A 20,236-nucleotide genomic window follows, 5' to 3' on the forward strand; every position below is an offset into this window, starting at 1 on the left:
CCGGCGGGGATCCCGGCCGGAGTCCTCCCGTACCCGGCCGGGGATCCCGGCCGGAGTCCTCCCGCGCCCGGCCGGGGATCCCGGACCGGAGCCGCCCCGGACATGAGAGAGGCGCTGCACCCCCCTCCGAGTGCAGCGCCTCTCTTGCTTGTCGCGGTGTGTTACGCGGTGGCGTCGCCCTTGCGGCGCTTCATCGCGAAGACGACACCGGCACCGGCGACCAGGGCGACACCGCCGGCGATGCCGATGGCCGGGAGCGCGGAGGAGGAGCCGGTCTCGGCGAGGCTGCCGGTGACGGGGATCTCCTTGAGCCCGCCCTGGGGCTTCGGGTTCGGCTTGGGGTCCTTGTCCTTGCCGTCGCCCGGCTTGGCCTCACCCGGCTTCTCGTTGTCGGTGCCCGGGGACAGGACGGTGAAGAACCAGTCGGAGAAGGTGCTGTGCACGCAGTCCGTCTCGGCGTCCACGTAGCCGCCGAAGCCGACCGAGTAGGCGTCGCCGGCCGGCGCCTTCGACGAGATGTTCAGGCGCAGCTGCAGGTCCACGAAGGCCTTGGCGTCGAGCTCGGTCTCACCCAGGTAGCCGCCGTTGCCGAACTCCGCCGGCATCTGGTCCCACTTGCCGTTCTCGTCCTTGAACTGGACCTGGGCGTAGGTGCCCAGCCAGTCCTTCTCGTTCTCGCTCTCCGAGAAGTTGTCGACGAAGAGCGCCCATCCGACGGTGCCGAGGGCCTTGTCGGAGTTGTTGGTGGCGCGCAGCGAGAACTCGTGCCAGCCGCTGCCCGCGACGATCTTGCCGGGCAGGCCCTTGACCTCCAGCTCCAGCCGGTTGTCGAGGTCGTTGCCCTCGTCGTCGACCGGGCACTCCTCGTAGTACTCCTCTTCGGGGTCCTCTTCGTCGCCCGGCTTGGTCTCCTCGGCGGGCTTGGTGCCGTCGCCCGGCTTGGTCTCCTCGCCCGGCTTGGTCTCCTCGGCCTGCTTGGAGTCGTCCGCCGGCTTGGTGTCGTCGCCCGGCTTGGTCTCCTCGCCCGGCTTGGTCTCCTCGGCCGGGGTTTCCTCGGCCGCGGTCTCGCCCGCCGGGGTCTCCGGCGTGACGGGGGTCTCGTCCGCGTTCGAGGTCTCCGACTCACCGCTGGAGCCGGACGTCGTGCTGGTGGTGCCACCCGTCGTTGCGTACGCGGCCGGCGCCGCCAGGAAGGCGGCAGGGGCTATGACAGCGGTCGCGGCAGCGACGGCCACAGCGCGGCGAAGCTTCATTAAGACCTCAGTGAAGTCCGGCGTGCCGCGTGACGCGGCACGGAGTCTGGGGGCCCTCCCGGCTATGGGGGTACGGGTGTGGCCATTGGTTCCGCATACATGACCTGTGGCCACTGCAATTGGTTGCACGGGAACTCACACAGAATTTATGTGACGCCCAGCACATTGCCGCGGGGTGGGTTTGTGGCGCAGAGGGCGGGTTCGGCGGGGCCGGGAGCTCCTGCCGAGAGGGCACCGGAGCGGGGGAGTGGGCGCGGAACCACGGTGGGTGGGGCGGCCCGGGGCGCGCTCCCGCGGCGGGGGGCTGCGCGGCGCTGTGCCGTGGTGCGGTCCGGGAAGGGGCCCGGGAGGGGGCCGGTTCGTGGCGGGCGAGTGGTCGCACGCCCGCACCCTCGCTTCGGCCGGATGCCCCTGAGCGCGGCTGGATGCGGCCGGATGCGGCCGGTTCCGGGCGTCCCCGGAACCGGCCGCCTTGGGGTGACCGGGCTGCTGTCCCCTGCCGACCGGTCACGCGCGCCGGGGCGAGGTCCCACGACGTACCTGCGGTACGCCACACGCCCCGGCGGAGCCACGCGTGGTTCTTTCCTTCGGGGCCCGCCCCTGGCTGGCACGGACACCGGTACCAACGAAGCGCTCCGGGACCGGTCACGGGCCGTACGGGTGAGAGCGTGCCCGTACGGATGTACGCATCGAACGCGGCGGGTGTCCGCGGCGGCGGCACGGTCCGGACCGCCACACCCGGCACGGTCGACCGCCACACCCGACACGGTCGACCGCCACACCCGACACGGCCCGGTCCGAGGCCCCGGTGCGAGGCCCGGTCCGAGGCACGGTGCGCGCGCAGGGCGCGGAGGCGGGCGCGCCGTCCGGTGCGCGCACGCCCTCGGACGCGGCCTCGGCTCAGACGCGGCCTCGGCACAACTCCAGCAGCGTCATGGCCAGTGCCGTCCCCGGCTTGCCCAGCGCGTCCCGGTAGTGGCCGAGCACCTCCATCTCGCGGGAGAGGTTCACCCGGCGGCCGCCGGACGTGATCCGGGCCTCCTGGATGACGGCCGAGACGGCCGTCCGTTCCTGGATCAACCCGATGATCCGGTCGTCGAGGGCGTCGATGCGCTCACGGGCACTGGTGATCAGGTCCGCGGCGTCGTCGGTGCGGGCGCCGGTGTCGGGACGGGCCGCGGTGTCGATGCGGGCGCCGGTGTCGATACGGGCTGCGGTGTCGGTGGCGGGCACAGGGGCTCCTCGGGGTGCGGGCCCCGGAACGGCCGGACCCGGAAACGACAGGACGCCCCGGGCCTTGCCGGCCCGGGGCGCCTGGGAAGTCGCTTGTCAGTTGCTCAAGCGGCACGACCATGGCAGCCGGCGGGCCGGGTGCCATAGGTAAAGACGAAGGTCGTGTGCTTGCGCATGGGGGAAGTATGGCCCTCCCGCCCCGGCGGGGCCAACGCGGGCCCGGATGGTGAGACGGGGAGTGCTGTCCGGCGCCGGTAGAATCGACTCACAGAGCCCCCTCCTCCCACCGCCGGAAGGCCGCCGTAGTGTCATCAGCGTCCCCCGCTGCCGCGCCCGACGTCACCAACCCGGACACGACTCCGGACGTGGTCCTCGTTGTCGACTTCGGCGCGCAGTACGCCCAGCTCATCGCCCGCCGCGTCCGTGAGGCGCGGGTCTACAGCGAGATCGTCCCGTCCACCATGCCGGTGCAGGAGATGCTGGCCAGGAGGCCCGCGGCGATCATCCTCTCCGGCGGCCCGTCCTCCGTGTACGCGGAGGGTGCTCCGCGCCTGGATCGCGCGCTCTTCGAGGCCGGCGTCCCCGTGTTCGGCATGTGCTACGGGTTCCAGCTGATGGCGCAGACGCTCGGCGGCACCGTCGACAACTCCGGCGCCCGTGAGTACGGCCGCACCGACCTGCACGTCAGCAAGGCCGGTTCCACCCTCTTCGAGGGCACCCCGGCCGAGCAGCAGGTCTGGATGTCGCACGGCGACGCCTGCTCCGCCGCCCCCGAGGGCTTCACCGTCACGGCCTCCACGGCCGTCGTGCCCGTGGCCGCGTTCGAGAACGACGAGAAGAAGCTCTACGGCGTCCAGCACCACCCCGAGGTGATGCACTCCACCTACGGCCAGCAGGTGCTGGAGCACTTCCTCTACCGCGGTGCCGGCATCGAGCCGACCTGGACGACCGGCAATGTCATCGAGGAGCAGGTCGCCGCGATCCGCGAGCAGGTCGGCGACAAGCGCGCCATCTGCGGTCTGTCCGGCGGCGTCGACTCCGCCGTCGCGGCCGCGCTGGTGCAGAAGGCCATCGGCTCCCAGCTGACCTGCGTCTACGTCGACCACGGTCTGATGCGCAAGGGCGAGACCGAGCAGGTCGAGAAGGACTTCGTCGCCGCGACCGGCGTCTCGCTGAAGGTCGTCGACGCCGAGCAGCGCTTCCTCGACGCGCTCGCCGGGATCTCCGACCCCGAGGAGAAGCGGAAGATCATCGGCCGGGAGTTCATCCGGGTCTTCGAGCAGGCGCAGGCCGAGATCGTCGCCGAGGCGGGTGAACACGGCGAGCAGCCGGTGCAGTTCCTCGTCCAGGGCACCCTCTACCCGGACGTGGTGGAGTCCGGCGGCGGTACGGGCACCGCGAACATCAAGTCGCACCACAACGTCGGCGGCCTGCCCGAGGACCTCGAGTTCGAGCTGATCGAGCCGCTGCGGAAGCTGTTCAAGGACGAGGTCCGGATGGTCGGCCAGGAGCTGGGCCTGCCGGAGGAGATCGTCCAGCGCCAGCCCTTCCCGGGCCCGGGCCTCGGCATCCGTATCGTCGGCGAGGTCACCAAGGAGCGGCTGGACCTGCTGCGCGAGGCCGACGCCATCGCCCGCGAGGAGCTGACCGCCGCCGGTCTGGACCGCGACATCTGGCAGTGCCCGGTGGTGCTGCTCGCCGACGTCCGCTCCGTCGGAGTGCAGGGCGACGGCCGCACCTACGGCCACCCGATCGTGCTCCGCCCGGTGTCGTCCGAGGACGCGATGACGGCGGACTGGACGCGCATGCCGTACGACGTGCTGGCGAAGATCTCGACCCGCATCACCAACGAGGTCGCCGACGTCAACCGCGTCGTCCTCGATGTGACGTCGAAGCCGCCGGGCACCATCGAGTGGGAGTGATCTGACCACCCTCCGCGAGTCGGTCCTGCGCGAGCCGATCTCCCGCGAGCCGACCTCCCGCGAGTCAATGCCGACGCCGTCGCTCATTCGTTTGAGCGGCGGCTTCGGCTTTCCCGCTGGGTGGTCTGATCGTACGCACCAGACTCACGTCCATGGGAGCACTCATGAGCGCAGAGATCTCGCACCACTGGCCGGTGCCACCGCATGAGGGCTACACCGTGGAGGACCTGCTCACCCTGCCAGATCTCCCGCCGCACACCGAGCTGATCGACGGGAGCCTGGTCTTCGTGAGTCCGCAGCGCTACTTCCACAGCCTCGCGGTCGACCTGCTGGTGCAGGGTCTGCGGAGCACGGCGCCGCCCGAGTTGAAGGTCCGCCGGGAGATGACCGTAGTGCTCGACAAGCGCAACGGCCCCGAGCCGGATGTCTCGGTGGTCCGTGCCGCCGCCGCGCGGAGCCGGGAGCAGACCTACTTCCAGGTCAGGGACGTGCTGCTGGCGGTCGAGGTGGTCTCGCCGGACTCCGAGGCGCGCGACACCGACACCAAGCCGCACAAGTACGCGGGCGCGGGCATCCCGTACTTCTGGCGCGTCGACATGGCCGCCGACGAGCGGCCGGTGGTGCATGCCTTCGAACTCGACGAGGAGGCGCGGGTCTATGTGCCGGGCGGCACGTTCCGCGACCGGCTCAAGGTCTCCGTCCCCTTCGGCATCGACATCGATCTCGCGGGCATCGACCGCTTCTGAGTCCGGCCGTCACGGCGGAGCCAGGCACCCGGCCGTCACGGCGGAGCCACGCGCCCGCCCCTCACCCCTCCTCCAGCGTGAAGTCCTCGTAGTGGAACCCCGGCGACACCACGCAGCTCACCAGGACCGGCTCGTCGCCCGCCGGTTCGGCGGACTGCCAGGTGCCCGCCGGGACCAGGAGCTGGGGCCGTTCGCCGGACTCGACGCCGGGGCCCAGGACCAGGGTCGTGGCGGAGCCGTCCGGCGCCTCTCCGGTGCCGGCCAGACACAGCCGGAGCGGCCCGCCGCGGTGCCAGAGCCACACCTCGTCGGAGCGGACCCGGTGCGGGCGGGAGCGTTCGCCCGGGTGGAGCAGGAAGTAGATCCCGGTGGCGTAGGCGCGCTCGCCGGGATAGCCGGGCGGGGTGGTCGAGCCCTCCGTACGCCACGTCTCGCGGAACCATCCGCCCTCGACGTGCGGTTCCAGGCCGAGCAGCTCGACGAGTGGGGAAGCCGGTTGCGTCATGGGCCCATTGTTCCCGGAGTTCCGCGGAGTTCCGCGGAACTCCCGGGACCCGAGCCGGTAGCGCGCCGCGGACGGCCGGCCGGCGCACCTCCGGAGGGGCCTTCCGCGCCGGCACCGGTGAACGGCCCGGCGGCGCCCCCGGTGAACGGATCGGCCGCACCCCGGCGCATACGGGCGACGACCGGCCCGCAAGGCGGGGGACCTCCCCGGCCGGGCCCGAACTCATGTCGTCGTACGTCAATTCGATCGTGCGCAAATCACCCTCCCATCGGGTTACCGGTGCGTGCGCAGCCCCACCAGTACGGCACAATTCCTTTGAATTGCGGGGTGGTTGCCGAAGCCGCCTGCCGGGGAAGGGTGCGTCGCCGTGGCGGTGCAGGAAGCGGGACAGAGCATGCACGGCGGTGGCTGCACCTGCGGCGACTGCCCGCACGGCAGACGTGAGGGACACCGGAGGGCCGTCGCCCGGTTCCTGGCCAGACGCGACGAGCTCGCCGGGGGGCGGGGGCTGCCCGCCCAGGTCGCCTCGTCCGCGGGCGGGACCCGCCAATGGATCTCCGACGAGCTGACCGAGTCGGCCCGGGCCGTCGCCGAGCGCAGCCGGGCCGCGGGCGAGTCCTGGCTCACCCGGATCTGGCGGCGCACCCTGCTGGTGCTGTGGGGCGTGGTCGTGCTGCTGCTCCTGGCCCAGGCCGTGACCGCGATCGACTCCGGCTGGACCGTGGCGCGCACCGCGGGACTCGCCGCCGCGGCCTGCCTCGCCGGGCTGCTCACGGCGGCGGCCCGGCTGCACCGGGCGCACGGCGGGCTGCTCGCACCGCTGGTCGGCGAGGACAACCGGCTGTCGACCTCTCGGGCCGTGGCCGCGGTGTGGACGCTGTTCGCCGCCTACGCCGTGCTGTTCATGGCCTTCCGGCTCGCCGCGTCCGCGCCCGCCGGACTCGGCCTCGCCCAGGGCACCGGACTGCTCACCGTCGTGGCTGCCGTCTGCCTGATCGCGGTGGTGGTACGCCGGGTGGTCACCGTGCGCATCATCACCCAGCGGCTGCAGAAGGTGGAGGCGGACCGGCCCCGCCCCGCGGACCTGGTCTGCGACGACGCCGGCCGCGGCAGCTTCCCGGACGCGCAGTACGTGCTGGTCGGCGCAGCCGCCCTGGTGTGCGCGATCGTGCTGCTCGCCCGCCGGCCCGACCGGCTGCCGGAGCTGCCCTGGGGCCTGACGGCGCTGGTCCTGGTGTCCGCGGCGGTCTACCTCGCCGGGAAGTACGCGGAGGGCGGCCGCCCGGTCGTCCTGTCCGTGGTCCGTGCCCGGGAGCCCGGCGGCCTCGACGGCCCCGTCCGCATCGGGGACGACATCGAGATCAGGGGCGCCGGGTTCGTGCCCCCCGGTGCCGGGAGCCCCGACCGGCTGGCCCTGATGACCGTCCGGATCGGCGCGGTCCACGTCCATGTGCCGCTGGTCCCGGTCCCCGGCGGATTCACCAGCCCCAGTGATACGAGCATCACGGTTCCGGTGCCGGCCGAGGTCGAGCCCGGCAGGGTCGAGGTGCAGGTCGTGACGGCGGCGGGCGCCGAGTCGAACCGGGTGACCGTCGACGTCGTCGACTGACCGGCTGAGCCGTACGGCCGTCGCCCCCGTATTCACGAGGACGGGACGTGGGGACAATCGTCCCAGCCGGGTGAGACACGGAGGCGACGATGACGCATGTGTACCGGACGACGGCGACGTACGCGTCCGACGACGTGAGCACCGACTGGAAGGAGCGCGCGGCGCGGTTCTCGCTGCTGCCGCTGCGGCTGTTCCTCGGAGTGACCTTCATCTACGCGGGGCTGGACAAGCTCTTCGACAGCGCGTTCCTCTCCGCGACCGGGACCGGCTCGATCGGCGAGCTGATGAGCACCGTGCGGAACAGCTCCGCCGTCCCCGCGCTCGTGGACATGGCCCTGAAGAGCCCCGAGGGCTTCGGTTACGCGATGGCCTTCGGTGAACTGGCCGTCGGCCTCGGCACCCTGCTGGGACTCCTCGCGCGGCTGGCCGCCCTCGGCGGTGCGCTGATCTCGCTGAGCCTGTGGCTGACCGTCAGCTGGCAGACCGAGCCGTACTACTACGGGAACGACCTGGCCTACCTGGTCGCCTGGCTGCCGCTGGTGCTCGCCGGCGCCGCCGTGTTCTCGCTGGACGCGGCCATCGCGGAACGGCGCCGGCGGAGCCGGTAGCCGACGAAGGTGGCGACCGCGGCCAGGGCCAGGCCGCCGGACATCACCGGCAGGGCGGTGAACCACGGAATCCGCCAGGCCCCGGTCGCGTCACCCAGGTAGGCCGCGGCGGTCGCCAGGACCGCGGCGCCCGCGATCAGCCTGCCCGGGCGGAACTCATGACGCAGCACGGGTGACCTCCAGCTGTCCGAGCGCGACCGCCAGATCGAGGTCGAGCGTGCCGGCCGGCTCCGCACCGGCGGGCGGAGCGAGCGTATGCGTACGGTCCCTGTCCGGGGCGACGTCCACTTCGCGCACCGGATCGCCCGGCAGCCGGATGTCACCGACCGCCGCGCGCGCCCGGATCCGCACGGTGGCGTCAGCGGGCACCACCACCCGCAGCCGGCCGGCACCGACCTCCGCGGTGGTGCTCACCGTCCGCCGCGGCGGCACGGCCACCCGGCTGAGGTCGAGCGTGGCCGTGCCCGAGCCCAGCTCGTACCGCGGCGCGACGGCGGCGGCCGTCGCGGGCCGCCACTCCGTCCGTACCCACCGGGTGCCGATCTCCTCGGGCAGTACCGAGGCACCGGCCAGCAGCCCGGCGGTGACCAGGGACAGCAGGATCGTGCCGCCGCCGATCCGGCCGAGGAGACTGCCGGCCACCAGACCGAGCCCGAACACGGCCAGCGCGCAGGCCAGCCCGATCTGCAGACTGGTGCCGAGCGGCTGTGACTCCCAGGACAGCCCGGTGCCCAGACCGCCCGCGGCCAGGGCCAGCAGGAAGACGATCCCGGCGATGCCGCGCGGGCCCTGGGGCCGGGGTGCGGCGGGGGCGGCCCACCGGCTCCTGGGGAGCGGCGGGGCGCCCGGCGACGCGTCCGGTGGGCCCCACAGGTAGCCGGTCGCCACCGGCCCGGTGGTGCCGTCCTTGACGATCGGGTCGCGCCACCAGGAGGGGCTGCCGGGCGTCGGGGGTGCCGTGGTCTCCGGCGGGGCCTCCGCCACGGCGTGCGCGCTCACCCCTTCCGGCGGCCCGCCCTCCGGGGCGGCCGTGGTACGCCGCCGCGACCACACGGCGGCGCCCGCGACGGCGAGCGACAGCAGTGCCGAGAACGCGAGCGTCCCGTCGTTGCCCAGCATCGACAGGAACAGCCCGCAGCCGAGCAGCGCCAGCAGCACGGCCACCAGGGCGGCCCCGTCGACCCGGCCGGACAGGGCGCGCCGTGCCTCGTTCTCCTCCTCGCCCTCCAGCGGGATGAGCAGCCACGCGAAGCCGTAGAAGATCAGGCCGATGCCGCCGGTCACCGACAGCACGCCCATGGCGATACGGAAGATCACCGGGTCGACGTCGCAGTACCGGCCGAGCCCGCCGCAGACGCCGCCGGCGACCTTGTGCCGCGCGGTCCGGCGCAGCAGCGCGGGCGGCAACCGGTGTTCCGGCGGCGGCGCGGTCGGCGGGGCGGTCGGCTGGGTCATGCCTCCATGGTGACGGGCCGCCGCCGCGCGCGGCAGCGGTCCCGACCCTGGCCCTTCCCTGATATCGCACCCCAGGGGTGCGGCGGCGGCGCGGCCCGCTCGCCGGCTGGGCGGTCCGTGCGGCGGCGGCGCGGTCCGTGCGCCGGTGCCGTGGTCCGTCCGTCCACGACGCGGGGCCTCCGTCCACGACGGGGCGCCGTCCGTCCACGACAGGGCTCTTGCGTCCACGACGCGGCACCGTCCGCCCGGTGGCAGGCCGGGACAGGCCAGGGCAAACCGGAACAGGCCGGAACAGGGCGGAACAGGGCGGGTCGGGGCGGGGGCCGGGGCCGCCGGGACCCCGGTGCTCAGGGTCTCTCTCAGGGACGGCCCTGATGCCCCCGCCACCGGGCCCGTGTGACCATCGGGGCATGCCCGTCGCCGCCGCCCGCCCGCCAGAGACCGAAGAGCCCGCCGTCCGCAGGCTGTACCGCAGCGCGGAGGGCCGGTGGCTGGGCGGTGTGGCGCGCGGCCTCGCGGGGCATCTGGGCCTGCCGGTGATCTGGGTCCGGCTCGTCTTCCTCGGGCTCTTCATGGCGGACGGCCTCGGCGCGCTGCTGTACGCGGTGTTCTGGATCGCCGTGCCGCTCGGCGTCGGGGGCAGGTCGGCCGAGCCCAGACCGGTCTTCGAGACCGCCCCGGACGGCAGACGGCGGCTGCGCAAGCCCGACAGGGGGCAGCTCTTCGCGCTCGTCGCCCTGCTGATCGGCGCCGTCGCGTTCGTCGCCAACACCGACCTCGGCGGCCCCGCGAACCGCTATGTCTGGCCGGTGCTGCTGACGGGCGCCGGTGTGGTGCTGGTGTGGCGGCAGGCGGACAACGCCCGCCGGGCGCAGTGGACCGGCGACGGCCGGCGCCGCAGGCTGCTGCAGCTCGCGCGCGGACTGGCGGGCGTCGCGCTCGTCGGCACGGGCCTCACCGTCTTCGTGGTCGTCCGGGGCTCCGCGGCGCAGCTCGGCAACGTGCTGACCGCCGCCCTCGCCGTGATCGTCGGCGTCGCCCTGCTGGCCGGCCCGTGGCTGGTGCGGATGACCCAGGACCTCTCCGAGGAGCGCCTGATGCGTATTCGTGCCCAGGAGCGTGCCGAGGTCGCCGCCCATGTCCACGACTCCGTTCTGCACACCCTCACCCTGATCCAGCGCAACGCGGAGGACGCCGGCGAGGTGCGCCGGCTCGCCCGTGCCCAGGAGCGTGAGCTGCGCAACTGGCTGTACCGGCCGGAGGGCACCGGCAAGGACGAGGCCGAGGAGCCCGCCACGCTGGCCGACGCGGTGAAGCGGGCCGCCGCGGAGGTGGAGGACAAGCACGGCGTCCCGCTGGAGGTGGTGGTCGTCGGGGACTGCCCGCTCGACGAGCGGCTCACGGCGCAGTTGCAGGCCGCGCGCGAAGCGATGGTCAACGCCGCGAAGTACGGTGGCCAGGGAGGTCCCGTGCAGGTGTACGCGGAGGTCGAGGGCCGTTCGGTGTTCGTCTCGGTGCGCGACCGGGGTCCGGGCTTCGACCCCGACGCGGTACCGGAGGACCGCATGGGCGTACGAGAATCGATCGTCGGCCGTATGCAGCGCAACGGAGGGACGGCGCGGCTGCGGTCGGTGCCCGGCGAGGGCACCGAAGTGGAGCTGGAGATGGAGAGGGCGGACGGATGACCGAGCAGACCGACGCAGCCGACGGGACGGAGCGCCGGGTGAGGGTCGTCCTCGTCGACGACCACCGGATGTTCCGCGCGGGGGTGCAGGCCGAGATCGGCAGGACCGAGGAGACGGGCGTGGAGGTCGTCGGCGAGGCCGCCGACGTCGACCAGGCCGTCACCGTGATCACGGCGACCCGGCCCGAGGTGGTGCTGCTCGACGTGCATCTGCCCGGTGGCGGGGGCGTGGAGGTGCTGCGTCGGTGCGCCGGACTGGTGGCGGCCGCCGAGCACCCGGTCCGCTTCCTGGCGCTGTCCGTGTCGGACGCCGCCGAGGACGTCATCGGGGTGATCCGCGGCGGCGCCCGCGGCTATGTGACGAAGACGATCACCGGTGCCGATCTGGTCGACTCGATCTTCCGGGTCCAGGAGGGGGACGCGGTGTTCTCGCCGCGGCTGGCCGGATTCGTCCTCGACGCCTTCGCCTCCACGGACGCTCCTCCGGTGGACGAGGACCTGGACCGGCTCACCCAGCGGGAGCGCGAGGTGCTGCGGCTGATCGCCCGCGGCTACGCGTACAAGGAGATCGCCAAGCAGCTCTTCATCTCGGTGAAGACGGTGGAGTCGCATGTGTCGGCGGTGCTGAGGAAGCTTCAGCTGTCGAACCGTCACGAGCTGACGCGCTGGGCGACGGCACGCCGGCTGGTCTGAGCCCGGCGGCCCGGGAGCACGGCGGCCCGGGAGCACGGCGGCCTGGTGGGGCGGCGGGGCGGCGGGGCGCCGACGGGCGCGCGCCGTCGACGGGCGCGCCGGGCTTCGGGTGTACGACGAGACGGCGGTGCGGGAGGCCGGCCCCTAGGCGACCCGGGTCGCTCCGGCGTACGGCATCTGGTCGATGGGGGCGATCCGCACGGGCGCTCCCGGACGAGGGGCGTGGATCATCCGGCCGCCGCCGATGTAGAGCCCCACGTGCGAGACGCCGGAGTAGAAGAACACCAGGTCCCCCGGCGCCAGCTGGGACCTGGACACCCGCTGTCCGGCGTTGATCTGGGTGTACGTGGTACGGGGCAGCGCGACCCCGGCGGAGCGCCAGGCGGCCTGGGTCAGCCCCGAGCAGTCGAAGGCGGACGGCCCCGTGGCGCCCCAGACGTACGGCTTGCCGAGCGCTCCGTAGGCGTAGGCGACCGCCTGTGCGGCCCGGGGGTTGGGTGCGGCGACGGCGGGAGCGCCGCGGAGGGCGTCGCGGTCCGCACGTTCCGCGGGGACGTCACCCCGGCCGGCGTAGGCGGCGCGCTCCTCGGCGCTCAGCCGGGCCAGCAGGGCCTCGGCCGCGGCCAGCTTCTCCCGTACCGCCGCGCGGTGCCGCTCCACTCGTGTCCGTTGCTCCTCCAGCACGGCGAGCCGTTCACCGGCCTCGGCCCGCACCTGCTCGAGCTCCCTCATCTGCCGGTGCACCGCGGCGACGGTGGCGGCCTGGCGGTCCCCGACCCGTTCGGTCAGTTCGGCACCGGCGAGGTACCGGGAGGGGTCGGAGTCCAGGACGAGCCGTAGGGCGGGGTCGAGGCCGCCCGCCCGGTACTGGGCCGTCGCGAAGGAACCCAGCGCGTTGCGGGAGGCGTTCAGGCGCTCCGTGCGCCGGGCGGCCTCGTCGCGGAGTTCCTCGGCCTCCCTGCGTGCCCTGTCGGCCTTCTCCTTCGCCCCGTTGTACTTCTCGGTCGCCTCCTCCGCCTCCCGGTACAGGCGGTCGGCCCCGGCCCGTACGTCGTCCGGAGCGGGGGCCGGTGCGGCGTGCCCGGCGCCCTCGAAGGCGGTGGCGGTGGCCGCGCCGGCGAGTGCGAGGGTGGCGGAGAAGCGTGCGGCGGTGCCGGGAAGCGTGCGCTGCCTGGGCTTGCGGTGCGCTGCCACGAGGGCCAGTCCTTCCGTCGGGGCCCGCCGGTGCGGGTACCGGTGGCGGACCGTACAGGGGGAGCGGTCCACCACCGGCTCTTCCGGCGGGGGTGGCCGGAGCGGCCGTCCGGGTACGGACGGCGGTGCAACCCGCCACCTGGGGGAGGACGCTAAGCCTCCGGGGCGCGGAGAAGGGGCGTCATGACCGGAATTGGCGGCAGAGGGACCGCCGGAGTTCGCTTGCGACCGTAGGGCTAGGCTCCGGTGCCATGGACGTACTCATCAATGTCTTCGTCGCCCTGCACATCATCGGTATCGCGGCGCTGCTCGGCGGCTTCCTGACGCAGATGAAGGCGATGGGGGAGGGGACGGCGCGCTTCACCCCGGGGATGCTGCACGGCGCGCTCACCATGCTGGTGACGGGCGTGGCACTGGTGGGCCTGAACCAGGCGGACGACCAGCCGGTGAACAACCTCAAGGTCGGTGTCAAGCTGGTCGTGCTGGTGGTGATCCTGGCCCTGGTCTACGTCAAGCGGGACGAGGAGGCCGTGGACCGGCGGGTGTTCGGGGCCGTCGGCGGCCTGACCCTGGCGAACGTCCTCATCGCGACGCTGTGGACGTGAGGGACGCTCGTTCTGCCTGAGGACTTCCCGAGACATGAGGGACGCCCCTGTACGTGAGGGACTTCCCTGTGCGTGAGGGACTTCCGTGTACGGGAGGAACTTCCCTGTGCGTGAGGGACTTCCGTGTACGGGAGGGGTCCTGAGGTCGCGGGGGTCCCCGGCGGACGGGAGTGATCCCGCCGGGCAGGCGGCGGAACGCGGGCGCTCCGGGGCGTTTCCACCGGACCGCGGGAGGCGTCCCCACCGGACCCGCGGCGCGCGGACCGCCCGGACCTGAGCGATCCCGGAGCCTCCGTCCGGAGGGAGCAGCCCGGGTCCCCCCCGGCGGCACCTCAGGACCCCCTCCGACACGTTGCACGCACGCCGCGACGTCCGCTCTCGGAGGCCCCCCGCGGCGTGACTGCGGCGGTGCCGGGCCTCCGGCGCGTCACCGCTACGCGGGGCGGACGTGGCGTTCTGCCGGTTGGGCAGGGCGTTGAGGGGCGCGCCACCGCTACGCGGGGCGGACGCTCCCGTGAACCGGTATGTAGTAGATCGACTCCTCGCGGACGTTGGCGCCCGGCTCGGGGGCGTGGATCATCATGCCCTCGCCTGCGTAGATCCCGACATGGCTGATGTCTTCGTAGAAGAAGACCAGGTCACCGGGGAGCAGCTCGGCCGTGGCCACGCTCTGCCCGGACTGCACCTGGTCCCAGGTGGTGCGGGGCAGGTCGACGCCCGCCGCGCGCCAGGCGGCCTGGGTGAGCCCCGAGCCGTCGTACGAGCTCGGGCCGGTCGCGCCCCGGACGTACGGCTTCCCGATCTGGGCGCGCGCGAAGGACAGCACCCGCTCGGCCTTGGCGGCGTAGGTGCCGCCGGCCGTTCCGGAACCCGTGCCCCCACCCGCCCCGGCGGCGTCCGCGTTCCTGCCCGCCGCTTCCCGCGCCTGCCCCCCACGCTCCCGGAGCTGCCGCCCGGCCTCGGCCTCCGTCCCGGCCATCGCCTCGGCCTCCGCCCTGGCCTCCGCCCTGGCCTCCGCCTTCCGGCGGGCCTGCTGCTCCTTCTGGCGCTCGAGGTCGGCGAGCCGTGCCCGCTCCTCGGCGGTCAGTTGCGACAGCAGCTCCTTCGCCTGGGCGAGCTTCCTCTGGACGGCCTGCTTCCTGGCGCGCAGCGACTCCTGCGGGTCCGTGGCGTCCGTGGCGTCCGCGTGTGCATCGAGGCCCCCGGTGGCCCGGGAGCGCTGCCCGGCCGACTCGGCCCGCTGGGTCTCGTACGCGGTGACGGCGCTGCGCTGCTGCCCGGTCAGCCGGTCCCTCTGCTCCGTCGGGCGCCACTGGTCCGTCTGGTCCGTCTGGTCCGCCAGGCCGCCCGTCTGGTGTGTCAGGCCCGCCAGGTCCGTTTGGTGCGTCTGGTGCGTCTGGTCGGCGTGGGGCCGCGGGCCGTCGGCGAGGAGCAGCGCGGCGGTCCGGGCGGCGTCGCCGGTGGGGTATCGGGCCGGTGTGTGGCCGCCGAGGGCGCGCCGCGACTCGCCGGATTCCTCCGTGCGCTGGGCGGCCCCGTCGAGGGCCCGGGCCGCCGTGCGGCGCCGCTGCTCGGTGGGCTCCTTCGCCCTGTTGTACTCCCGGGTCGACGAACCCGCCTGCCGGTAGAGGTCGTCGATCTTCTTCTGGACTTCCTCGACGGTGGGCTTCGGTCCGGCGGTCGCGTTCTGGGCCGAGAGGAGCGAGACCCCCGCGATGGCGGCCGTCGTGAACCCGACGGCAGGTGTGTTCGTACGTGTGCGGCTGCGCGGCTTGCGGTGCGACGCCAAGGCCGGCATCTCCTTCCGTGCGACGCCTACCGGGTTAGCTGTCGGGTTCGGACGGAACGGAAGGCTGCCCTACGGGCCGGGTGAAGACCGGCCCGATTCACCCCGGTTGTGCTTCGTGAGTGGGTCCCCGGTTCCGAACTCCCCTGCGAGGGGCACGGATTCGGCGCGGCTGCCCGGCTGGCGTGGTTCGCCGAAGGGGGTACGGGCTGCCTGGGCGAGCACGCTAGCCAAAGTGTGGTGCTGCTGTGAAGGAGAGTGGCCGATATGCCCGATACATTTCCGTGACCTTGGCGCTGTGTGTCCGTCTCATGACCGGAGGTGTCCGGTAGTGATTCCCCTGAAGGCGGCGGCGGACTGTCGGTGGGGCCGCCTAGACTCGGAGAGCGATGAGCAGCCTCTTTGACGACAGTTTCCTGGCGGACCTCCGGCGGACCCCGGCCCCCGATGAGCCCCCGCCGCCGGAGGACCACGAGCACCTTCCCGCGGAGGAGGTCCCGCACGACCTCTTCGAGGGCAGGTTCGACGCGCCTCCGCCCGGTGACGCCTACTACCGGGACGGCGCCCCGCGCCCCGTCATCGACCCGGCCGCCCTGCTGAGCGGGCTCAACGAGCAGCAGCGTGCCGCCGTCGTCCACACGGGGTCGCCGCTGCTCATCGTCGCCGGCGCCGGCTCCGGCAAGACCCGGGTGCTGACCCACCGGATCGCCCACCTGCTGGCGACCCGCGAGGTCCACCCCGGCCAGATACTGGCGATCACGTTCACCAACAAGGCCGCGGGCGAGATGAAGGAGCGCGTCGAGCAGCTCGTCGGCCCGCGCGCCCGCGCCATGTGGGTCTCCACGTTCCACAGCGCCTGTGTCCGCATACTGCGCCGGGAGAGCAAGAAGCTCGGCTTCACGTCGTCCTTCTCGATCTACGACGCCGCCGACTCCAAGCGGCTGATGGCACTGGTCTGCCGTGACCTGGACCTCGACCCGAAGCGCTACCCGCCGAAGGCGTTCAGCGCCAAGATCTCGAACCTGAAGAACGAGCTGATCGACGAGGAGGCCTTCGCCGCCGAGGCGGGGGGCGCCCAGGCCGAGGGCTCCGGGGGAGGTTTCGAGAAGACCCTGGCCGAGGCGTACCGCATGTACCAGGCCCGGCTGCGCGAGGCCAACGCGCTGGACTTCGACGACATCATCATGACCACGGTCCATCTGCTGCAGGCGTTCCCGGACGTCGCCGAGCACTACCGGCGCCGGTTCCGCCACGTCCTGGTCGACGAGTACCAGGACACCAACCACGCCCAGTACACGCTCGTGCGCGAGCTGGTCGGCACGGGGTACGACGACCTCGACCCCGCCGAGCTGTGCGTGGTGGGCGACGCCGACCAGTCGATCTACGCCTTCCGCGGCGCCACCATCCGCAACATCCTCCAGTTCGAGGAGGACTACCCGGATGCGACCACGATCCTGCTCGAGCAGAACTACCGCTCGTCCCAGACGATCCTCTCCGCGGCCAACGCCGTGATCGAGCGCAACGAGAGCCGCCGTCCCAAGAACCTGTGGACGAACGCCGGCGCCGGAGCGCGGATCACCGGCTATGTCGCGGACACCGAGCACGACGAGGCCCAGTTCGTCGCCGACGAGATCGACCGGCTGACGGACGCGGGCGAGGCCAAGGCCGGCGATGTGGCGGTCTTCTACCGGACCAACGCGCAGTCCCGTGTCTTCGAGGAGATCTTCATCCGCGTCGGCCTGCCCTACAAGGTCGTCGGCGGTGTGCGCTTCTACGAGCGCAAGGAGGTCCGGGACGTCCTGGCGTACCTGCGGGTCCTCGCCAACCCCGAGGACAACGTCCCGCTGCGGCGCATCCTGAACGTGCCGAAGCGCGGCATCGGCGAGCGCGCCGAGGCGATGATCGACGCCCTCGCCCTGCGCGAGAGGATCACCTTCCCGCAGGCACTGCGCCGCGTCGACGAGGCGTACGGGATGGCCGCCCGCTCCGCCAACGCCGTGAAGCGCTTCAACACGCTCATGGAGGAGCTGCGCACGGTCGTCGACTCGGGCGCCGGTCCCGCGGTGGTGCTGGAAGCCGTGCTGGAGCGGACCGGCTATCTCGCCGAACTGCAGGCGTCCACCGACCCCCAGGACGAGACCCGTATCGAGAACCTCCAGGAACTCGCGGCGGTGGCCCTGGAGTTCGAGCAGGAGCGCGGTGCCGAGGAGGGTTCGGGCACGCTGGCCGAGTTCCTGGAGCAGGTCGCCCTCGTCGCCGACTCCGACCAGATCCCCGACGAGGACGAGGAGGGCAGCGGCGTCATCACGCTGATGACGCTGCACACCGCGAAGGGCCTGGAGTTCCCCGTCGTGTTCCTCACCGGCATGGAGGACGGCGTCTTCCCGCACATGCGGGCGCTCGGCCAGACCAAGGAACTGGAGGAGGAGCGCCGCCTGGCGTACGTGGGGATCACCCGCGCCCGCGAGCGCCTCTACCTGACGCGTTCCTCGATGCGCAGCGCCTGGGGCCAGCCCGCCTACAACCCGCCCTCGCGCTTCCTGGAGGAGATTCCGGACGCGCACCTGGAGTGGAAGCGGACGGGGCGGATGGCGGCGCCCGCCGGTCCGGCGTCCGGCGTCGCCTCGGCGCTGTCGTCGTCCCGGTCCCGCTCCGGCCCCTCGGGCTTCGCGACCCGGCGGACGACGGACAAGCCGGTGATCGCCCTGGCCGTCGGGGACCGGGTCACCCACGACCAGTTCGGGCTGGGGACGGTGATGGCGGTGACGGGCTCGGGTGGCGACGCCCAGGCGACGATCGACTTCGGCGACGCCAAGCCGAAGCGGCTGCTGCTGCGGTACGCGCCGGTGGAGAAGCTCTGACGGCGTGGAGACCGGGGGCCGGGCCCCTTCGCGGGGCCCGGGTGCGTGCATGAGGTAGGTGCCGGGCGGTCCGGTCAGGCTGAGGTGCGTGCCGGGAGGCGCGTGTGTGAGGTACGGCCGAGCGGGCAGACGGAAACGCGGGCGTGAGGTACGGCCGGGCGGAGGCGGAAGCCCCTGTGTGACGCACGGCCGCGCGGGCAGACGGAAACGCGTGCGTGAGGCAAGTGCCGGGCGGTCCCGGCAGGGGGAGGTGCGTGGTTGCCGTTGCCGGTGCGATCAGGTCGGGCTGAGGCCGTGACTGCGCAGCCACGCCAGCGGGTCGATCGCCGAGCCGCCGCCGGGCCGTACCTCGAAGTGCAGATGCGGGCCGGTGGAGTTGCCCGAGTTGCCGGAATAGGCGATCACCTCACCGGCCTTGACCTTGCCGGAACGGATCTTGGTGCTGCTCAGATGGCAGTACCAGGTCTCCGTGCCGTCGGCGGCGGTGACGATGGCCATGTTGCCGTAGGCGCTGTTCCACTGCGTCCGCACGGTGCCGTCGGTCGCGGCCATCACCGGTGTCCCGTACGACACCGGGAAGTCGATTCCGGTGTGCATGGACATCCAGTTGACCCCGGCCTGACCGTAGTAGGCGCTGAGGCCGTGCTGGGCGACGGGAAGGGCGAACTTCGGCCGCAGCCGCTCGCGCAGGGCGGCTTCCTCCTCGCGCTTCTTGCGCTCCGCCTCCTGGCGCGCCTTGAGGTCGATGCGCTCCTGGGTGCGGCTCGCGCGGTCGCCGAAGTCGCGGGCGTCGGCGCTGAGCGCGGCGAGCTGGGTGTCGAGTGCGTTGTTCGCGACGACGGGCTTCACGGACGACTGATCGGCGGCCGTGACGGCGGTGTTGCCGTCCTGCGGCTGATCGCCGTCGGTGAGCCCGCCGACCGAGGCGGCCGCGACACCGGCGACTCCCATCACGCAGACGGACGGCACGGCGACGGTGAGGAGCGCGGAGCGCTTGGCAGGGGTGCGGCGGCGGCCGCGGGCGCCGCCCGCCCTGCGCACGGGTCGGGCCGGGTCGGCGGCGAGGGTGACGGCGGGGGCCGTGACGGTGGCGGCGCCGGCGATCAGCTCCGCCTCGGAGCCGTGTCCGGAGGGCTGCTCCTCGTCGTACGCGTCCACCGGCGGCCGTTCCGGCTCGTACTCGGTGTACTCCGCGTACTCTCCGGCGGTCCCGGTCCCGGTCCCGGTCCCGGTATCGGTCGCGACTCCGGTATCGGCCCAGGTCCCTGCCTCGAGGCCGGCTTCGGTCTCCCAGCCGGTCCCGGTGCCGGGCTGCGTCTCCGGGGAGGCGCCGAACTCGGTCGCGGGGGAGAACTGTTCGGGGATGAAGGCCCCGGTGTGGTCGTGCGGCTCCTCGGGTACCGCGTACCCGGCGTGCTCGGATCCCGGAGTCTGCCCGGTGTGGTCGTCGTAAGCAGGCTGGACGGCGGTGGCGTCGGCGCCCGCCGAGTTCCACGCGGTGGCGTCGTAGGCGCCGGTCTCGTACGAGGTCGCCGTGGCGTGGCCGGTCGTGGTCCACTGGCCGCCGGTGTCGTAGGCCTGCGCCGTGGACTCGAACTGCCCCGCCGTGAACTGCCCCGCCTCGTTCCAGGCGTTGGCGTCCCACTGGCCGGTGGCGTCGTACTGCGCGGCGTCGTACTGCCCGCCGTCGAAATGCGTTGCGCCGTACTGCTGCCCGTACGCATGCTGGGGGTTGCCGTAGGCGTCGTAGCCCGTCGGGGAGCCGGTGGACCACTGCTCCGCGCCGTACTGGCCGCCATAGGGGAGATGGCCGTCCTGGTGACCGCCGGGCATCGTGCCGAAGAGCGGGTCGGTGTCGAAGCTGCCGGTGGCGTACGCGTCGTACCCGGCGTGGGGGTGCTGGTCGTTCACCAACTTCTCTCTCGCCTCGACAGCAGGACCACATCCGGGGGCGCCCTGCGCGGGGTCCCCGGAGGCAACGCAGTGGCGCGACTGTACCCGGCGGTATGCGACGCCGACAATCTTCGGAAGGTTTTGAGGCAACGGGAAACGGGCATTCGGCGGTGTTTCGGCGGACTGCGG

The 20,236-nt window shown here is 72.9% G+C and carries 16 protein-coding genes and 1 riboswitch; of the genes, 8 read left to right on the forward strand and 8 right to left on the reverse strand.

All coding sequences use genetic code 11. The annotated features are described in order from the left end of the window. Positions 1 to 161 precede the first annotated feature (161 nt). Both DDW44_RS18370 and DDW44_RS18375 read right to left on the reverse strand, forming a co-directional pair. The gene (locus DDW44_RS18370) at positions 162 to 1,253 is read right to left on the reverse strand and encodes an LPXTG cell wall anchor domain-containing protein (protein ID WP_167455509.1); all 1,092 of its coding nucleotides are present in this window, start codon (positions 1,251 to 1,253) and stop codon (positions 162 to 164) included. Between the two features lie 900 nt (positions 1,254 to 2,153). After that, entirely contained in the window at positions 2,154 to 2,486 is a 333-nt protein-coding gene (locus DDW44_RS18375) for a chorismate mutase (RefSeq protein ID WP_017946534.1), read from the reverse strand. 305 nt (positions 2,487 to 2,791) lie between these two features. Here DDW44_RS18375 and guaA point away from each other — a divergent pair, with 305 nt between their 5' ends. After that, the gene (gene guaA, locus DDW44_RS18380; RefSeq protein WP_206307273.1) at positions 2,792 to 4,408 is read left to right on the forward strand and encodes a glutamine-hydrolyzing GMP synthase; all 1,617 of its coding nucleotides are present in this window, start codon (positions 2,792 to 2,794) and stop codon (positions 4,406 to 4,408) included. Positions 4,409 to 4,572: 164 nt separating this feature from the next. Beyond that, positions 4,573 to 5,154, forward strand: coding sequence for a Uma2 family endonuclease (locus DDW44_RS18385; RefSeq protein WP_108907096.1), 582 nt, complete (start codon positions 4,573 to 4,575; stop codon positions 5,152 to 5,154). 61 nt (positions 5,155 to 5,215) lie between these two features. Here DDW44_RS18385 and DDW44_RS18390 read toward each other — a convergent pair whose 3' ends face one another. Next, positions 5,216 to 5,659: a cupin domain-containing protein gene (locus DDW44_RS18390; protein WP_018889297.1), complete on the reverse strand. Its 444-nt coding sequence runs from the start codon at positions 5,657 to 5,659 to the stop codon at positions 5,216 to 5,218. Positions 5,660 to 6,053: 394 nt separating this feature from the next. Between DDW44_RS18390 and DDW44_RS18395 the strand changes: the two genes are divergently transcribed. Further along, entirely contained in the window at positions 6,054 to 7,268 is a 1,215-nt protein-coding gene (locus DDW44_RS18395; protein WP_108907097.1) for a hypothetical protein, read from the forward strand. Positions 7,269 to 7,357: 89 nt separating this feature from the next. Then, on the forward strand, positions 7,358 to 7,876 hold the full coding sequence (locus DDW44_RS18400) for a DoxX family membrane protein (protein WP_027731821.1): 519 nt from the start codon (positions 7,358 to 7,360) through the stop codon (positions 7,874 to 7,876). Here the strand turns inward: DDW44_RS18400 and DDW44_RS18405 are convergent. Then, positions 7,783 to 8,046, reverse strand: coding sequence for a hypothetical protein (locus DDW44_RS18405; RefSeq protein ID WP_027731820.1), 264 nt, complete (start codon positions 8,044 to 8,046; stop codon positions 7,783 to 7,785). The two genes, DDW44_RS18400 and DDW44_RS18405, sit on opposite strands and share 94 nt — an antisense overlap. Next, positions 8,033 to 9,331, reverse strand: coding sequence for a PspC domain-containing protein (locus DDW44_RS18410; RefSeq protein WP_108907098.1), 1,299 nt, complete (start codon positions 9,329 to 9,331; stop codon positions 8,033 to 8,035). The genes DDW44_RS18405 and DDW44_RS18410 overlap by 14 nt, the downstream gene beginning before the upstream one ends. A 410-nt stretch (positions 9,332 to 9,741) precedes the next feature. On the opposite strand from DDW44_RS18410, the gene DDW44_RS18415 reads away from it, so the two are divergent. Both DDW44_RS18415 and DDW44_RS18420 read left to right on the forward strand, forming a co-directional pair. Continuing rightward, positions 9,742 to 11,016 (forward strand): ATP-binding protein, encoded by a 1,275-nt coding sequence (locus DDW44_RS18415; protein ID WP_108907099.1) that lies wholly within the window; start codon positions 9,742 to 9,744, stop codon positions 11,014 to 11,016. Then, entirely contained in the window at positions 11,013 to 11,708 is a 696-nt protein-coding gene (locus DDW44_RS18420) for a LuxR C-terminal-related transcriptional regulator (protein WP_017946526.1), read from the forward strand. The genes DDW44_RS18415 and DDW44_RS18420 overlap by 4 nt, the downstream gene beginning before the upstream one ends. 144 nt (positions 11,709 to 11,852) lie before the next feature. On the opposite strand, the gene DDW44_RS18425 is transcribed toward DDW44_RS18420, so the two are convergent. Beyond that, positions 11,853 to 12,902: a C40 family peptidase gene (locus DDW44_RS18425; RefSeq protein ID WP_108908871.1), complete on the reverse strand. Its 1,050-nt coding sequence runs from the start codon at positions 12,900 to 12,902 to the stop codon at positions 11,853 to 11,855. Positions 12,903 to 13,153: 251 nt separating this feature from the next. On the opposite strand from DDW44_RS18425, the gene DDW44_RS18430 reads away from it, so the two are divergent. Next, positions 13,154 to 13,507 carry a hypothetical protein gene (locus tag DDW44_RS18430; RefSeq protein ID WP_017946524.1) on the forward strand — a complete coding sequence of 118 codons (354 nt, stop codon included), beginning with the start codon at positions 13,154 to 13,156 and terminating at the stop codon, positions 13,505 to 13,507. A 493-nt stretch (positions 13,508 to 14,000) separates the two neighbouring features. Here the strand turns inward: DDW44_RS18430 and DDW44_RS18435 are convergent, their stop codons facing one another. Further along, positions 14,001 to 15,305 carry a C40 family peptidase gene (locus DDW44_RS18435; protein WP_208647976.1) on the reverse strand — a complete coding sequence of 435 codons (1,305 nt, stop codon included), beginning with the start codon at positions 15,303 to 15,305 and terminating at the stop codon, positions 14,001 to 14,003. After that, a riboswitch (cyclic di-AMP (ydaO/yuaA leader) is annotated at positions 15,304 to 15,472 on the reverse strand. It overlaps the preceding gene by 2 nt. 210 nt (positions 15,473 to 15,682) lie before the next feature. On the opposite strand from DDW44_RS18435, the gene pcrA reads away from it, so the two are divergent. After that, complete coding sequence (pcrA, locus tag DDW44_RS18440; protein WP_108907100.1) at positions 15,683 to 18,154, forward strand: DNA helicase PcrA; 2,472 nt, start codon at positions 15,683 to 15,685, stop codon at positions 18,152 to 18,154. 276 nt (positions 18,155 to 18,430) lie between these two features. Here the strand turns inward: pcrA and DDW44_RS18445 are convergent, their stop codons facing one another. Further along, positions 18,431 to 20,065 (reverse strand): M23 family metallopeptidase, encoded by a 1,635-nt coding sequence (locus tag DDW44_RS18445; RefSeq protein ID WP_108907101.1) that lies wholly within the window; start codon positions 20,063 to 20,065, stop codon positions 18,431 to 18,433. Positions 20,066 to 20,236 lie beyond the last annotated feature (171 nt).

The organism is Streptomyces tirandamycinicus, from assembly GCF_003097515.1.
Classification (GTDB): domain Bacteria; phylum Actinomycetota; class Actinomycetes; order Streptomycetales; family Streptomycetaceae; genus Streptomyces; species Streptomyces tirandamycinicus.

Coding starts and splice junctions, on each gene's coding strand:
- DDW44_RS18370 (WP_167455509.1), bottom strand. CDS start 1,253: ATGAAGCTTCGCCGCGCTGTGGCCGTCGCTGCCGCGACCGCTGTCATA.
- DDW44_RS18385 (WP_108907096.1), top strand. CDS start 4,573: ATGAGCGCAGAGATCTCGCACCACTGGCCGGTGCCACCGCATGAGGGC.
- DDW44_RS18390 (WP_018889297.1), bottom strand. CDS start 5,659: ATGACGCAACCGGCTTCCCCACTCGTCGAGCTGCTCGGCCTGGAACCG.
- DDW44_RS18395 (WP_108907097.1), top strand. CDS start 6,054: ATGCACGGCGGTGGCTGCACCTGCGGCGACTGCCCGCACGGCAGACGT.
- DDW44_RS18400 (WP_027731821.1), top strand. CDS start 7,358: ATGACGCATGTGTACCGGACGACGGCGACGTACGCGTCCGACGACGTG.
- DDW44_RS18410 (WP_108907098.1), bottom strand. CDS start 9,331: ATGACCCAGCCGACCGCCCCGCCGACCGCGCCGCCGCCGGAACACCGG.
- DDW44_RS18415 (WP_108907099.1), top strand. CDS start 9,742: ATGCCCGTCGCCGCCGCCCGCCCGCCAGAGACCGAAGAGCCCGCCGTC.
- DDW44_RS18420 (WP_017946526.1), top strand. CDS start 11,013: ATGACCGAGCAGACCGACGCAGCCGACGGGACGGAGCGCCGGGTGAGG.
- DDW44_RS18430 (WP_017946524.1), top strand. CDS start 13,154: ATGGACGTACTCATCAATGTCTTCGTCGCCCTGCACATCATCGGTATC.
- DDW44_RS18435 (WP_208647976.1), bottom strand. CDS start 15,305: ATGCCGGCCTTGGCGTCGCACCGCAAGCCGCGCAGCCGCACACGTACG.
- pcrA (WP_108907100.1), top strand. CDS start 15,683: ATGAGCAGCCTCTTTGACGACAGTTTCCTGGCGGACCTCCGGCGGACC.